The following is a 13,613-nucleotide window of genomic DNA, read 5'->3' as shown; positions in this document are numbered from 1 at the left end:
AGCAAATGCAGAGGGCAAAGAAACAAGGATTACGCTTCGCTAATGTTGCACGGCTTTAAATCTCACGATGCTATTAAAAAGATAGATGAGGGCGGTTGCAGGATCTGAGTGCAACACGGTTATTGAATTGAAGCGGGAGCATCATGCCGCATCACCACGGCTTCTTGCATCACTTCGCCCATCACCTCGATCGGGCATTTGAAGTCGAAGCGTTTGCGCGGTCGCATATTCAGTTGCAAAGCGATGGCGTCCAGGGCTTCCTGACTATGCACCGACAAGTCCGTGCCCTTGGGCAGGTACTGGCGGATCAGTCCATTGATGTTCTCATTGCTGCCGCGTTGCCAGGGGCTGTGCGGGTCGCAGAAGTAGATCGCCACCCCGGTCCGCTGGGTGATCTCGGCGTGCCGCGCCATCTCCCGGCCCTGGTCGTAGGTCATGCTCTTGCGCACCGCCAGCGGCATGCCATTGAGCGCCGCACTGAAGCCCTCCAGCGCCGAGGTCGCCGTCGCGTCGGCCATCTTGATCAGCATCAGGTAGCCGCTGGTACGCTCCACCAAGGTGCCCACCGCCGAGGCATTGGCCTTGCCCTTGATCAGGTCGCCCTCCCAATGGCCTGGCATCAGCCGGTCTTCGACCTCCGGCGGGCGCACGTGGATGCTGAGCATTTCAGGGATCTGGCCGCGCCGATCGACGCCGCCAGAGCGCGGCCTGCGACTCGTCTTGCCCTGGCGCAGGCAGATGATCAGCTCCTTGCGCAGGCCACCGACCGGCAGGGCGTAGATCGCGTTATAGATCGTCTCGCGGCAGACGTAGGCCTCTCTGAGGCTGGGTATGTTCATGCTGCGCAGCTTGCCGGCAATCTGCTCGGGAGACAAACCCTCACGCAGCATATGGACGACCAGCTCGAAGCGCTCACTGCCCGGCAGCAGCTTGCACTGAGGCCTGCAGACCTGGCGGCGGACCTGCATCTGCTGCTGGGCAGCACAGGCCTGGTAGCGGGTGCCAGGGGCCCGGTTGCGGCGCAGCTCCCGGCTGATGGTCGAGGGGGAGCGGCCGAGCATCCGGGCAATTCGCCGCTGGCTGAAACCTTGGGCAAGGCCGAGTTGAAGGGTCGCACGTTCGGGGATACTGAGTTCGTGATAGGACATAGTGGCAGCACCGTACCGGAAAGGTCAGGTGTTGCACTCAGTTTTTGCGGCCGCCGAGCAATTCAAAATTTGTGTTTGTTCGTCGGGCGATGAAACGAGGATTGCGGTTCAGGCACTTGCGGATAGTCATGAAATTGAAATGATGAGTAACGATGGAGTTATAACCGTCCCTATTAAGTATGGTCGAGATTTCGGAATGATGTCCTATAAAGGCCAATGTTATCTCAATATTGGAAAGCCGGAACTATGCAAAAACTCGGCGTTTATGGGTGAAGCAAAACAGTCATTTAATGTATATGAAACATACGACGAAAAAAACAATGTATGTTCTTTTGATTTCGACAAACAAAATAAATCAACAGGTGGATAATATGAACGAAGAAAATTGCCAAGCGATACTTGAACATTTCAGCATTAGAATTTACTCATTACAAAAGAATTCGACGCTTACAAGAATGACCAGATGATCCCAAGCGATGAAAGAAAAGCCGCAATGTTCGACCACTATCACCGTATTAGAGCGTTAAAATTAGAGTTGCTTTACTTGAAATTGATTTGAAATAAAGAAGCCCAAAAGAGGGCTTTTTGTTCGCATTTGATTTTTTTAATATTATTATATATAATAATATTAACAACATCTTTTAATGAAATGAAAACATCGCAAATAGTAATTTTAGTTTTATGTATAGCAGTAGCCGCAATTTTTACTTCGATTTATTTTGCAGTAGCCGCAAATTTCTACAACATTCAATTTTTCTTATTGATCGCCATTCAGAGCCTTGGTATTTACGCATTGCTAGGTTTGAAGGGTGAAGCACAAAGGAGAGAAAACAAAACAAACAATAATAACGGGGTATCTCAATGATCAAGCTTTCAATCTTAACAATTGCATTATTTGCTTCAATGTCAGCTAATGCGTCTTATACTTACATGACAACAATTGACGCGAATATCGTTTTCGTCAAACCACAAACTGATGAAAGCATGTGCCAAGCTTCATCAAGATACATCAAAGATTATGCCCAAGGATTGGGCGTGAGTATTGATGTTGGTGCGGGAGTTTCTGGCGGTGTGTGTAATGTTGATATTTACAACATTGGTTCTTTTGCAAACGTTGGTCAGCTAGCGAGTGTTGGAAACTACGTTAAATCTTTAAAAGCTGAAAACTACACTATGTCGAGCGTTGTCTATGGTCTTAATGATGGAACCGGCCAACCGCTTTTGTGGAATGACAAAGTCTACGCAGATACGCTATGGACTTTGAGATAAAAGAAAACGCCATTAAGGCGTTTTTTTAATGCGGGCTAGGTTTTTGAAGTCGGCTTCTTTTATTTTGATGATGCTCACTTTCAGCATTTTGTTTTTTACTTTCTGCTTGGGCTGCAAGCACTCGCATTTCTGAAAGCATTTCACTTTGAAGGCCAACGGTGTCTTTCGAAGTTAACACATCAACAGCAGCTTTTACTAAGCCATCGAGCAGGCCGACTGCCGCGTCCATGGTTGTTGATGCGACTTCTTTCGCACTGCCTTTAACACTAGAAACAGCATCATTTGTTGACGTGAAGTCTGTTGATGAACCTGTGATATTGTTTTCTTGTGTAGGCTTCTTAAAAGCCGGATTTTCAAGCTTCAATTTTTCAAGCTCTGCTTTATCGTTTGCGGTTGGTGTGAAACCTTTGAGCGAGTAACCTTTTTGATCCAGTTGCATCATGTGAAATTCGAGCCATGCGTTACGCTTAAAATCGTCATTGCCATCAAGGTGCAGGGTTTGGGGTTTGCCTTTCTCAGTGAGCTTTTGAAAGCCCGCTTTAATCGCCATTCGGCTGTTAGTGTTGAAAGTAGCTTTGCCGTTGCTGTATTCAAAAGCTTTCTTATTCGTCCCTTTATAAAAGAAATCGTGACCGTTAGGGGTATCGAACCGGGTATCTAGGACACGGTTAGATTTCTTGATCCTCTTTTCGGTGATGCTTGATTGCTCATCATGAAAGTCGCCGCCAATGCTGCCCATTTCACGTATAGGGGCCGTTTTCACTCCAAGACGTGCAAGCGTGTCACCAAACTGGGGATCGTCGCCAAAACGGGCTTTAAGAGCTTTGTAAGAAGCTCCAACCTCAGAGGCTTTGAAGGTCACGCCGTCTTTCTCCAGGGAATAGGCATTGTTCCCGTTGGTGATCAACGTGAAGCCGTCATTATCAAGAAATTCAAGGAACTCGCCAGCGGTCATAGCTTTGTCAGTTGCTGAGGTTACTGCTTCTTTAAATTTGGTCTTCTCGGACTTTATCCCACGGTTTTCAAGCCTGTATTCGTTCGGGCCTTGTGGATTTGTAGGCATGTTGGGTTTTAGGTATTTTCTGTTTTTGACTTCTTCAAGGCCGTGTTTCAACTCGGCTTGATGACAAAGCTTTTCAAATAGCTGGTAGTCGTTCTTTTGTTCGTATGGTTCACCTTTGTTATCTCGCTTATTCCAGATCAAATGGACGTGGGTTTTTCCGTTGTCGTCTTTGTCGTGAACAGCTACACGGTATTTTCTATTGTCTAAATCAAGGGCTTCTTTCCAAACCGACATAGCAATTTCTAATGCCTGTTCATTAGTTATCATGTCTTTTGCTGAAAAACTGATTACTTCGTGAATAGCTTGGACTTCTTGTTTTCTACCGGTCTTAGGCTCAAACTTATTATTGACCTGATCGAATTTCTTAACGCCCAGCTTGATATAGTCTTTAACACTGGTACCATCAAATTTGGCTTCACTGCCATCGACAAGCTCAGCTTTATCTAATGCATAACTCATGGTGTCTTTAACGGCGGCACTATCGGGTAATTTACTAAGAACCTTTCTGATCATTTTGAACCTCTCTTTTTGATTACTGTTTTTTTGGTTCTTGTAGAAATCAAATCAGAAAGAGTTTCAAAACGGGATGATGCTTGTTCAAGGATTTTCAAATCGCTCGCAAGGATTTTTCTATCTTGATCGGTAAATTTTTCGTTAGAGTTTATTTTTCTAGCGATTTGGTTGACGTTATCGCCCAACGGCTTTAATTGCTTTTCGATACTTTCAAGCATTGCTTGAATTTTTTCGAAATTGTCAAGAAGTGTAGGGTTTGTGATTTCGGCTGTTTGAGCAAAGCCATCGTTAACGATTTTTTTGATTACTGCTGTTTTAGTCATTGAAAGACTAGAAGCGAGGGTGTTGAATTTTTCCATGTCTTCTTTTGAAATTCTTATTGATACTTTATCTTGTGCCATGTTTCTCCTGATCTAAATTTAATTTGGTGAACAAAGGCCGGGGCCTGTTGTTCGTTTTGTTTCAACTATTTTTTTCGATTTCCTCATTGATCAATTGGTCGAGGTCTTCAAACTCTTCTTCAACCAATTCAACAAGAAGACTAACCATTGATTTTTTTAAAGCGTTGAAGAAGTATTTTTTCCCGTTTGCTTCTAGTCTCTTGCTTTCTACAACTACCTTAATAATATCAGCTATGAAGTCCATTCTTGCCTCAAATTCACCTTCTACAAATCTAATTCTAATTAACTGATCATTGAGTAAGCTTTTTCTTTTTGTCTGATCTCTAATGGTTAGAGCCAAACAAACGAAATGTTTTTCAGCTTCATTGAGGGAGGTGCAATCAATTTTTCGTATCATTGTTGGTTTTGTTGAAGTGATACCGAAATCATAATCAGGGAAGTCGTCTTCTTCATGATCTTTGATTTCTTTCTCGGTGATAGTGTTTTGTCTCTTGATGACGTTTTCACCTACTGGCCTAACGACTTCATCACCAAAATCAAAATCATCATTCAAATGCTTTGGATCAACTAGCTCGTCTTCTTTGTTAAAATCCTTGCTTAATATTTCATCATCAAAGTCAAAATCATTGCTATCTTCAAAATCGAAATCTTTCGGGTCTTTTTTATTTGTCATAATTTTCCTCATGTTTATGGTTTATTTTTGTAGCTGGACGAATGTCCGTTGTTCTTTTTCTTTGCTAAGGCTGCATAACAGTCTTCGCATAGCCAAGCCTCTATATATGCACGGCTATTTTTTACTGCTTTAAGTTGGCAGCATTTAATGCAGGTTCTAAATTTGTCATATTTACTCATAAGTCCTCATGGTTGGTTTTTTGTTTTTCTGTAATGTCGAAGCATTACAGGGGCTTGCTCTTGCTTCTAAATTTCAAACGAAGTGCGTAAATTTCAAGTAGGAAACGGAACAAAAAAGACCGAAGGTTTTTTTGTGCCCGACAAATTTAACGAAGTTAAATGTCGGACGTTTCCATTGCTTGCCTGTTCTTTAAAGACTTCATATAAAAGTTGTATCATATATTTTAATGTTTTCAAGAGTGTCCGACATATCTGTATGACAAAAAAGTGTCCGACAAATATTAAAAGCGTCCGACATAAAACGTTTGATGATCAGACCTTTTATGTACTCTTTTACCGTTTGATTTTTAGATCACATAAAAAAGGCCATCTATAAATAGACAGCCTCAATTTAATACGTTTGATGGTTAGATTTTTACAACGGCGTTCATATGTTCGTTTAGATTATCAATGCCGAATTCTTTCAATGGATTGTGAAGCGTGAATTTTTTGCCTACCCGATAAATCTCTGCATCTTTTTTATCCCGAACGACCATGAATACTGTGCGGGTTTTGGCTTCATAGTTAAAAACAAATTTGAGGCCGTTCGATTTAAAGAAGTGATTAAGCTTCAAGCGGCCTTCATCAGTGCTGTATAGCTCGATAATATCGCGATACGAATAGATTTCTAAACTGCTTTCTGCGTTGTCTATTTGAGCACTTAACGCGTCTATATTGGCCTTTGCATTCTCGTATGCTAGTTCTGCATCTGCCATCTGTTGAATGAAGAACGAAGGAATGCGACCATCTTTATACTGTGAAAATGAGGCGGTCATATTTTCATATAGCGATTTAGATTTAGCGAGTTCATTTTCTGCTTCATAGAACTCGGTTTTAATCGCTTCTGTTGCAGTTGATTTGCTAAATAATGACAAAAATTGATTTTCAAAGCTTTCGATATCAATTTCATCACCGTCCATGGTGCTATCGTAATCGGCTGGCATTTCATTCGCCCATGGGTGAACGTCAAAATCGTCATCTTCACAAGTTAATTGCCTGACTAATTGCAGTAGAGTGCCGAAAGCAAAATCAAACCGAAAACGTGGAACATCGCAATGGCTCAATGTTTCTTTTCGTGTGTAGCAATGAAAATAGCCGTATTTGACACCTTTTTGGTTTATTGATTTTTCAAACATAAGGCTTTGACCACATGCGGCACATTTAACGCAATGCTTGAAGATGTTCAAGTAGCCTTCGGTATTTCGTCCGTAGTCCTTTACTTTTCCGCGTAGCTTCATCGCTTGCAATGCGTCTTGAAATTCCTTGTGTGACAGGATCGCGGGATAGTAGTTTTCGATATAGCGTTCAAAAACCTTCTTTTTCCCGTCTCTTTTTTGTGACATTAGAGTGCCGATGGGATAGCGACTAGTAAGCATTAAATGGACGGTTTTACGTGACCATTTACGTTTTGAAGTTAGATTTACCTTTTTAAGAGTGTTCGACACGCCTTCATATTTCAAGCCTTCAAAAATTTTCTTAATTTCTTGGGCTTCTTCTTCTACGATTTCAAAGCTATTTGTTTCGAGGTTATGACGTAGACCATAAGGGAGGTTATGAGCATTGAAAGGCACGCCATCCGTTGCCTTAGTCTTTGCTTTACTCCAAGCAGAACGCCGACGCTTTGACTTTATTTCGCTTTCTTCGTTTGCACGTTTAGCGATCAGACTGATCATCAAAAGATTTTCAAAGTCTTTGTCAGGGTCTTCATACGAATAAATTTTGTTGTCGGTGGTGGTGTAGAGCTTCACACCTTTTTTCAAGATCCCGTCTTGTATCAGTGCGACGCCATCAAGCACACGCATTCGGGTAATCCGGTCGATACTTTCAACGACCAAAAAATCTCCCTTCCTGATTTCCCCGGACTCAATACGGTCAAGAATGCCTTTGAGTTTCCCTTTCTTCGAGTTTTCCCCGGTGAACGCTGACTGACCGGGGTCGATGATGGTTTCAACGACGGGGACACCTGTGGACGATGTGAAGAACTCCAACGGGCTTGTCTGTCGGTCATAGCTGTCTTTGTCGTCACCACCCTGCACGGTGCTAGACCAACGGACGTAGGCGATTGCCAGAGGTTTAGATCGGTCGATTTTCAGGGTTTCCATGTGTCCTAGTCCTGATTTTCAAAAGTGCATGATACGTCTATCCGCTCTCCAGCGGCTCGCGCAGCACCTCAAGCACTTTGCGATCAAACTCTGGCAACTCATCGAGAAACAGCACTCCATGATGGGCCAGGGTGATTTCCCCAGGTTGCGGTTTCGAGCCGCCACCTACCAGCGCCGGTCCTGACGCTGAGTGGTGCGGCTGGCGAAATGGTCGGTGGGGCCAGTGGCTCAACGGAGCGAGGCTGACCACCGACTGGATCGCCGCCACTTCCAGGGCTTCCTGTTCACTCAGCGGCGGCAGCAAACCGGGCAGGCGGCTGGCGAGCAGGGTTTTGCCGGTGCCCGGCGGGCCGCTGAACAGCAGGTTGTGGGCGCCAGCTGCGGCAATCAACAGCGCCCGCTTGGCCGCCAGTTGGCCTTGCACTTCACTCAGGTCGGGGTAGGGCTTGTTCAGGTACAGCAAACCGTCTGACTTGAACGGCTCAATCGGCACCTGCCCATTAAGGTGCGCCACCACCTGCAGCAGATGATCCACCGCAATCACTGTCAGCCCGGACGCCAGGCAGGCTTCCTCGGCATTGGCCCGAGGCACGATCACCGTGCGCCCGGCCTTGCGTGCCGCCAGGGCGGCCGGCAACACGCCTTTCACCGCTCGCACCTCGCCGGACAACGCCAATTCCCCGAGACACTCCACCTCATCCAGCTTCAGCGCTGGCACCTGCACACTGGCCGCGAGAATCCCCAGGGCAATCGCCAGGTCAAAACGCCCGCCGTCCTTGGGCAGGTCGGCGGGCGCCAGGTTGAGGGTGATACGGCGTGCGGGGTATTGCAGCGCACTGTTGAGAATGGCACTGCGCACGCGGTCTTTGCTTTCCTTGACCGCAGTCTCGGGCAGGCCCACCAGCGTCAGCGACGGCAAGCCATTGGCCATATGCACTTCGACCGTGACGGCGGGGGCTTCGACGCCGATCTGGGCGCGGCTGTGGACGATGGCGAGGGACATGCTCGTTCCTTGAAAGAGAGGCCGCTTCCTGCGGGTTTTTCAAGGGTAGACGAGGTGGGGAAGAGCGAGGCGGGGGAGGTTTTACAGAACGTATCCGGAGTCGTTCGCAGCGCTTTATGTGGGAGCTGGCTTGCCTGCGATGCAGACGCCTCGGTGTATCAGAAAGACTGAGGCGATGCTATCGCAGGCAAGCCAGCTCCCACACTGACCGCGTTTATTCAGCAGGGGGTGGCGTCAGCTTGGCTTCCAACTCCGCCACCTTCGCCTCCAGGCTCTCCAGCCGCGCACGGGTGCGGGCCAGGACCACCATTTGGCTGTCGAATTCCTCGCGGCTCACCAAGTCCAGTTTGCTGAACCCGCTTTGCAGCAGCGCCTTGAACTGGCTTTCGATTTCGTTGCGAGGCAGCGGGGTTTCACCGCTGAACAGGCGAGAGGCGTGGCCGCTCAGGGCGTCGAGGAGGTCTTTGGGCGCGAGCATGGGAAACATTCCGGAAAACAGTTGGCCGGCAGTGTATCACGCAGCGGCTACAGTCTTTTCCAAGTGCTCGGCGCACGCTTTTCGCGCATTAGCCCGAATGTGCATGCACTGTTTTTGTGCGTATCCAGGCTGCCGCACAGGCCCATAGGTGTGCGTAAGCGGGCAACGGATTGATTTCAGTGATTTTTATGGAGCTGGCAAGGTTTCTGCTTAGACGATCATGACCCATGCACTGATGCAGTCGCTGTGACGAATGCAGTGCGCTGACGGACCAGGGTACTTGTTTCGTCACCAACGGTTAGCTGGCGTCGCAAAGGCAATTGCCGAGGCGACGATGCGTTACAAAGCCAGGCACTGCGCTTAGACTTGAGACGGGTTTGTTTTCCTGGGGCAAGTCCACCAATTCGGGAGAGAGTTTTCATGAAGCTAGTCACTGCCATCATCAAGCCGTTCAAGTTGGACGATGTACGCGAGTCACTGTCCGAGATCGGCGTGCAGGGCATTACCGTCACTGAGGTCAAAGGCTTCGGTCGGCAGAAGGGTCATACCGAGCTGTATCGCGGCGCGGAATACGTAGTCGATTTCCTGCCGAAGGTGAAGATTGATGTCGCCATTGACGACAAGGATCTTGATCGGGTTATCGAGGCGATAACCAAGGCGGCCAACACCGGCAAGATCGGTGACGGCAAGATCTTCGTGGTCAATCTGGAACAGGCTATTCGCATCCGTACCGGCGAAACCGATACCGACGCAATCTAAGCCGCCAAACCCCAACGCCCCAGGAGAAAACAATATGACTCTGCGTAAATTCGCAGGGCTAGGAGCCCTGTTGTCGATCGTAATGCCCAGCCTGGCCATGGCGGCAGACGAAGTGGCGGCTCCAGTCCTCAATTCCGGCGACACCGCCTGGATGCTGACAGCCACCGCGCTGGTGCTGTTCATGACCATCCCTGGCCTCGCGCTGTTCTATGGCGGCATGGTCCGCTCCAAAAACATTCTTTCCGTGATGATGCAGTGCTTCGCCATTACCGGTCTGATCAGCATCCTGTGGGTCGTCTACGGCTACAGCATTGCGTTCGACACCACTGGCATGGAGCAGGGCGTCGTCAACTTCAACTCCTTCTTCGGCGGTATGGGCAAGGCGTTCCTGGCGGGTGTCACACCGTCCAGCATCACTGGCCCGGCGGCGCTGTTCCCGGAAGCGGTATTCATCACCTTCCAGATGACCTTCGCGATCATCACCCCGGCGCTGATCGTCGGTGCATTCGCCGAGCGTATGAAGTTCTCCGCCATGCTGCTGTTCATGGCCATCTGGTTCACCCTGGTCTATGCGCCGATCGCGCACATGGTCTGGAGCGGCAACGGCGGCCTGATGTGGGACTGGGGCGTGCTGGACTTCGCTGGCGGAACCGTGGTGCACATCAACGCTGGTGTGGCTGGCCTGGTGGCGTGCATCGTGCTCGGCAAGCGTAAAGGCTACCCGACTACGCCGATGGCCCCGCATAACCTGGGCTACACCCTGATCGGTGCGGCAATGCTGTGGATCGGCTGGTTCGGCTTCAACGCCGGCTCCGCTGCAGCGGCCAACGGCACGGCTGGTATGGCGATGCTGGTAACCCAGATTGCTACCGCTGCAGCAGCACTGGGCTGGATGTTTGCCGAGTGGATCACCCATGGCAAGCCAAGCGCCCTGGGTATCGCCTCGGGTGTGGTTGCCGGCCTGGTGGCTGTTACTCCGGCCGCCGGTACCGTGGGCCCGATGGGTGCCCTGGTGATCGGCCTGGCGTCTGGCGTGATCTGCTTCTTCTGCGCCACCAGCCTCAAGCGCAAGCTGGGCTACGATGACTCCCTGGATGCCTTCGGTGTACACGGTGTAGGCGGGATTGTCGGGGCGATTCTCACCGGCGTATTCGCGGCGCCAATCCTGGGTGGCTTCGGCACAGTGACCGATATTGCTGCACAGGTCTGGATCCAGGCCAAAGGCGTAGGCTTTACCGTGATCTACACCGGTATCGTGACCTTTGTGATTCTCAAGGTGCTGGACTTGACCATCGGCCTGCGTGTAACTGAAGAGGAAGAGGCCGTTGGCCTGGACCTGGCGGAACACAATGAGCGCGGTTACAACTTGTAATAACGGATGAAAAAACATGCCCGGCTTGCCGGGCATTTTTTTGTCTGGTATTTGCCTATGGTGAAGGCTTGTGAGGTTTTTTGTGCCGAGTTTGTGATCGGATCCACACGGTACTTTTCAGTGTGCGAATGTCTTACAGGCATGTAGGCGTATTCGGCACTTTGTTTTTTCCCAGAGCGCGCTAGAATGCGCGCCGATGGGCGCAGAACTGTATATGGCGACAGACCCTGATCACCCTGCGGGCCAAGGCCCGGGTCATTTCAAGGGCTGCCTATCGGTCGCCAACTGAGTTTGCCGGTCAAGGCCGGCCACTTGGCAATGGGCACATGGCAAAGCGTTTATCTGGGCGAGCATCCTGATCATGGCGGTGCTCGTAAAGCCCTCGCCACCTCGCACGGTGACGGGGCATAAGCCACTGGTTATCCGGTGGACGTTGATTTTTTTCCGGCAGCCTTCGACAGATGGTGAAGCTGGGCTATAACTAATCTGCTTTTCGCAAGTCATGAGGTAGAACATGAGCGACGATGATCTGGAAAACGACGACCTCGAAGTAGGTGATGACGAAACCGAAGAAGGTCTTGAGGCGGCTGCCGAAGACGTGGCTGACGACGACGGTGGCGATGACGCACCGGCCCCGACCGCCAAGGGCAAGGCCAAGGCTGCTGTGTCGGTTGACGAGTTGCCGAGCGTTGAAGCCAAGAACAAAGAGCGCGATGCGCTGGCCCGAGCGATGGAAGAATTCCTCGCCAAAGGCGGCAAAGTGCAGGAAGTCGAGGCCAACGTGGTGGCAGATCCACCGAAGAAGCCGGATAACAAGTACGGCAGCCGTCCTATCTGAGGTCGGTGACTTGCTTGCTGAAAAAGCCCGCCGTCGCTGCGGGCTTTTTCATGGGCGACTCTATTTCCTGCGGTGATGACTTCTGTAGGAGCCGGCTTGCCGGCGAAGATCGTCAACGATAACGCGGGGGGCCTGACGTCACGCGGTGCTCTCGGGTTTTTCGCCGGCAAGCCGGCTCCTACAGTTATTTCCAGCCGTGGAGCAGTGAGGGCAGCTCAGTCAGGCTACGAATCTGCGCATCCGGCAACTTATCGCCTGTCCAGGCCTTGCCAGTCGGGTTGAACCACACCGCTCGCAACCCCGCCTGCTGCGCCCCGGCAATGTCATCACCTGGATGATCGCCGATGTGCACTGCCGCACTGGCATCCACCCCGCCACGCTGCAACGCTTCCTCAAACAAGCGCGCATCCGGCTTGGCGATGCCGATATCTTCGGCCCTCAGGGCAAAGTGGAAGTAATCCGCCAGGCCCACGCGCTGTACATCCGCGTTGCCATTGGTGATCACCCCCAGCAGGAAGTGCTGGCGCAGGGCTTGAAGCATTGGCTCGGCTTCCGGGAATACGGTGAGCTGGTGCCGGGCGTGAATGAACGCTTCAAAACACACATCGGCCATCTCCGTGGCTTGCGGTTGTGGATAACCGGCCTCTTCAAAAGCGTGCATCAGCACTCGGTGGCGCAGGATGCTGATCCGGTGCTTGAGCTCGGGATGACGCTGCAGCACCTGCTGGCGCAGGCTGGCGAAATGCTCCAGGGGCAGGTCGCCGACCTTGGGCGCATGGGTTGCCAGCCATTGGCGCATCGATGCTTCGGCGCTGATGATGACGGGGACGTTATCCCACAGGGTATCGTCCAGGTCGAAGGTGATTAGCTTGATGCTCATGAGTCGCCGCCTTTAACGCGTTTGGCCCGTGGATGGGCGCTGTCGTACACCGTCGCCAGATGCTGGAAGTCCAGGTGGGTGTAGATCTGGGTGGTCTTGATATCCGAGTGGCCGAGCAGTTCCTGTACGGCGCGCAAGTCTTGTGATGATTCCAGCAAGTGGCTGGCAAAGGAGTGCCGCAGCATGTGCGGATGCAGGTTCTGCCCCAGTTCCCGCTCGCCGGCGGCCTTGACCCGTAACTGAATGGCCCGTGGCCCGAGGCGTCGGCCTTGCTGGCTGACAAACACCGCATCGTCCGGCGGATTGCTCAAGGCCCGCAGGGGCAGCCATATCAGCAGGGCGTCGCGGGCTTTTTTGCCGATGGGCAGCACACGGGTCTTGCTGCCTTTGCCGTGCACTTGCACCAGGCCGTCGGCCAGGTCCAGCTGTTCGAGATTGAGGCTGGTCAGCTCCGACAGGCGCAGGCCCGAAGAGTAGAACAGCTCCAGGATCGCCTGGTCGCGGTGTGCCAGGAAGTCATCCTCGACCGCGCCATCGAGCAATTGCAGGGTGCGGTCGGCATCCAGGGTCTTGGGCAGGCGGCGTTCACCCTTGGGCGGCGCCAGGCCGTTGGCCGGGTCGTGATCGCACAGGCCTTCGCGGTTGAGGTAGTGATAGAGGCCGCGCACCGCCGACAGCAGGCGCGCCAGGCTGCGCGAGGATTGGCCTTGCTGGTGCAGGCGGGCAATCAGGCTGCGCAGGCCCTGGATATCGAGGGCCTTCCAGCTGCCGATCTGTTGTTTCTCGCAGAAGGCCAGGACCTTGTTCAAGTCCCGCCGATAAGCCTCCAGCGTATGGGGCGACACCTGGCGCTCGCTGCGCAGGTGAGCGCAGTAGGCGTCCAGTTGTCGTTCCAT

14 protein-coding genes and 2 pseudogenes are annotated in these 13,613 nt (G+C 51.0%); 7 read left to right on the top strand and 9 right to left on the bottom strand.

The window, feature by feature from the left end:
- Positions 1-119: 119 nt before the first annotated feature.
- Positions 120-1,148, bottom strand: a complete 1,029-nt coding sequence (locus JTY93_RS26545; RefSeq protein ID WP_011711660.1) for an IS30-like element ISShes10 family transposase — start codon at positions 1,146-1,148, stop codon at positions 120-122.
- A gap of 1 nt (position 1,149) precedes the next feature.
- Between JTY93_RS26545 and JTY93_RS26540 the strand changes: the two genes are divergently transcribed.
- From JTY93_RS26540 to JTY93_RS26530, 3 genes are all read left to right on the top strand, one after another.
- Positions 1,150-1,518 (top strand): hypothetical protein, encoded by a 369-nt coding sequence (locus JTY93_RS26540; RefSeq protein WP_205479405.1) that lies wholly within the window; start codon positions 1,150-1,152, stop codon positions 1,516-1,518.
- Positions 1,519-1,797: 279 nt separating this feature from the next.
- Positions 1,798-2,013, top strand: a complete 216-nt coding sequence (locus tag JTY93_RS26535; RefSeq protein ID WP_205518962.1) for a hypothetical protein — start codon at positions 1,798-1,800, stop codon at positions 2,011-2,013.
- Positions 2,010-2,417 (top strand): hypothetical protein, encoded by a 408-nt coding sequence (locus JTY93_RS26530; RefSeq protein ID WP_205479401.1) that lies wholly within the window; start codon positions 2,010-2,012, stop codon positions 2,415-2,417. The genes JTY93_RS26535 and JTY93_RS26530 overlap by 4 nt, the downstream gene beginning before the upstream one ends.
- A 25-nt stretch (positions 2,418-2,442) precedes the next feature.
- On the opposite strand, the gene JTY93_RS26525 is transcribed toward JTY93_RS26530, so the two are convergent.
- The 6 genes and pseudogenes from JTY93_RS26525 to JTY93_RS26500 form a co-directional block, all read right to left on the bottom strand.
- Positions 2,443-3,993: a relaxase/mobilization nuclease domain-containing protein gene (locus tag JTY93_RS26525; protein ID WP_205479399.1), complete on the bottom strand. Its 1,551-nt coding sequence runs from the start codon at positions 3,991-3,993 to the stop codon at positions 2,443-2,445.
- Positions 3,990-4,394: a hypothetical protein gene (locus JTY93_RS26520; protein ID WP_205479389.1), complete on the bottom strand. Its 405-nt coding sequence runs from the start codon at positions 4,392-4,394 to the stop codon at positions 3,990-3,992. The genes JTY93_RS26525 and JTY93_RS26520 overlap by 4 nt, the downstream gene beginning before the upstream one ends.
- A gap of 61 nt (positions 4,395-4,455) precedes the next feature.
- The gene (locus JTY93_RS26515) at positions 4,456-5,067 is read right to left on the bottom strand and encodes a hypothetical protein (protein ID WP_205479386.1); all 612 of its coding nucleotides are present in this window, start codon (positions 5,065-5,067) and stop codon (positions 4,456-4,458) included.
- 586 nt (positions 5,068-5,653) lie between these two features.
- Positions 5,654-7,387 carry a recombinase family protein gene (locus JTY93_RS26510; RefSeq protein WP_205479383.1) on the bottom strand — a complete coding sequence of 578 codons (1,734 nt, stop codon included), beginning with the start codon at positions 7,385-7,387 and terminating at the stop codon, positions 5,654-5,656.
- 40 nt (positions 7,388-7,427) lie between these two features.
- Positions 7,428-8,390 (bottom strand): annotated as a pseudogene (locus JTY93_RS26505) (YifB family Mg chelatase-like AAA ATPase); the annotation flags it as partial.
- Between the two features lie 214 nt (positions 8,391-8,604).
- Complete coding sequence (locus tag JTY93_RS26500; RefSeq protein WP_205479381.1) at positions 8,605-8,868, bottom strand: accessory factor UbiK family protein; 264 nt, start codon at positions 8,866-8,868, stop codon at positions 8,605-8,607.
- A gap of 420 nt (positions 8,869-9,288) precedes the next feature.
- Here JTY93_RS26500 and glnK point away from each other — a divergent pair, with 420 nt between their 5' ends.
- The 4 genes and pseudogenes from glnK to sutA all read left to right on the top strand — a co-directional run bounded on the left by glnK (position 9,289) and on the right by sutA (position 11,837).
- Positions 9,289-9,627 carry a P-II family nitrogen regulator gene (gene glnK / locus JTY93_RS26495; protein WP_002555808.1) on the top strand — a complete coding sequence of 113 codons (339 nt, stop codon included), beginning with the start codon at positions 9,289-9,291 and terminating at the stop codon, positions 9,625-9,627.
- Positions 9,628-9,661: 34 nt separating this feature from the next.
- On the top strand, positions 9,662-10,999 hold the full coding sequence (locus JTY93_RS26490; protein ID WP_029289659.1) for an ammonium transporter: 1,338 nt from the start codon (positions 9,662-9,664) through the stop codon (positions 10,997-10,999).
- 276 nt (positions 11,000-11,275) lie between these two features.
- A pseudogene (locus tag JTY93_RS26485) lies at positions 11,276-11,410 on the top strand (YjbQ family protein); the annotation flags it as partial.
- A 103-nt stretch (positions 11,411-11,513) separates the two neighbouring features.
- Positions 11,514-11,837: a dormancy-specific transcriptional regulator SutA gene (gene sutA, locus JTY93_RS26480; protein ID WP_169955390.1), complete on the top strand. Its 324-nt coding sequence runs from the start codon at positions 11,514-11,516 to the stop codon at positions 11,835-11,837.
- Between the two features lie 184 nt (positions 11,838-12,021).
- Here the strand turns inward: sutA and JTY93_RS26475 are convergent, their stop codons facing one another.
- A complete protein-coding gene (locus JTY93_RS26475; RefSeq protein WP_205479371.1) occupies positions 12,022-12,717 on the bottom strand; it encodes an HAD family hydrolase in 696 nt (231 codons plus the stop codon).
- Complete coding sequence (gene xerC / locus JTY93_RS26470) at positions 12,714-13,613, bottom strand: tyrosine recombinase XerC (protein WP_169991162.1); 900 nt, start codon at positions 13,611-13,613, stop codon at positions 12,714-12,716. Before xerC ends, JTY93_RS26475 begins: the two co-directional genes overlap by 4 nt.

It is taken from the genome of Pseudomonas hygromyciniae, assembly GCF_016925675.1.
Taxonomy (GTDB): Bacteria; Pseudomonadota; Gammaproteobacteria; order Pseudomonadales; family Pseudomonadaceae; genus Aquipseudomonas; species Aquipseudomonas hygromyciniae.
This window is presented reverse-complemented; position numbering and strand designations above follow the sequence as displayed.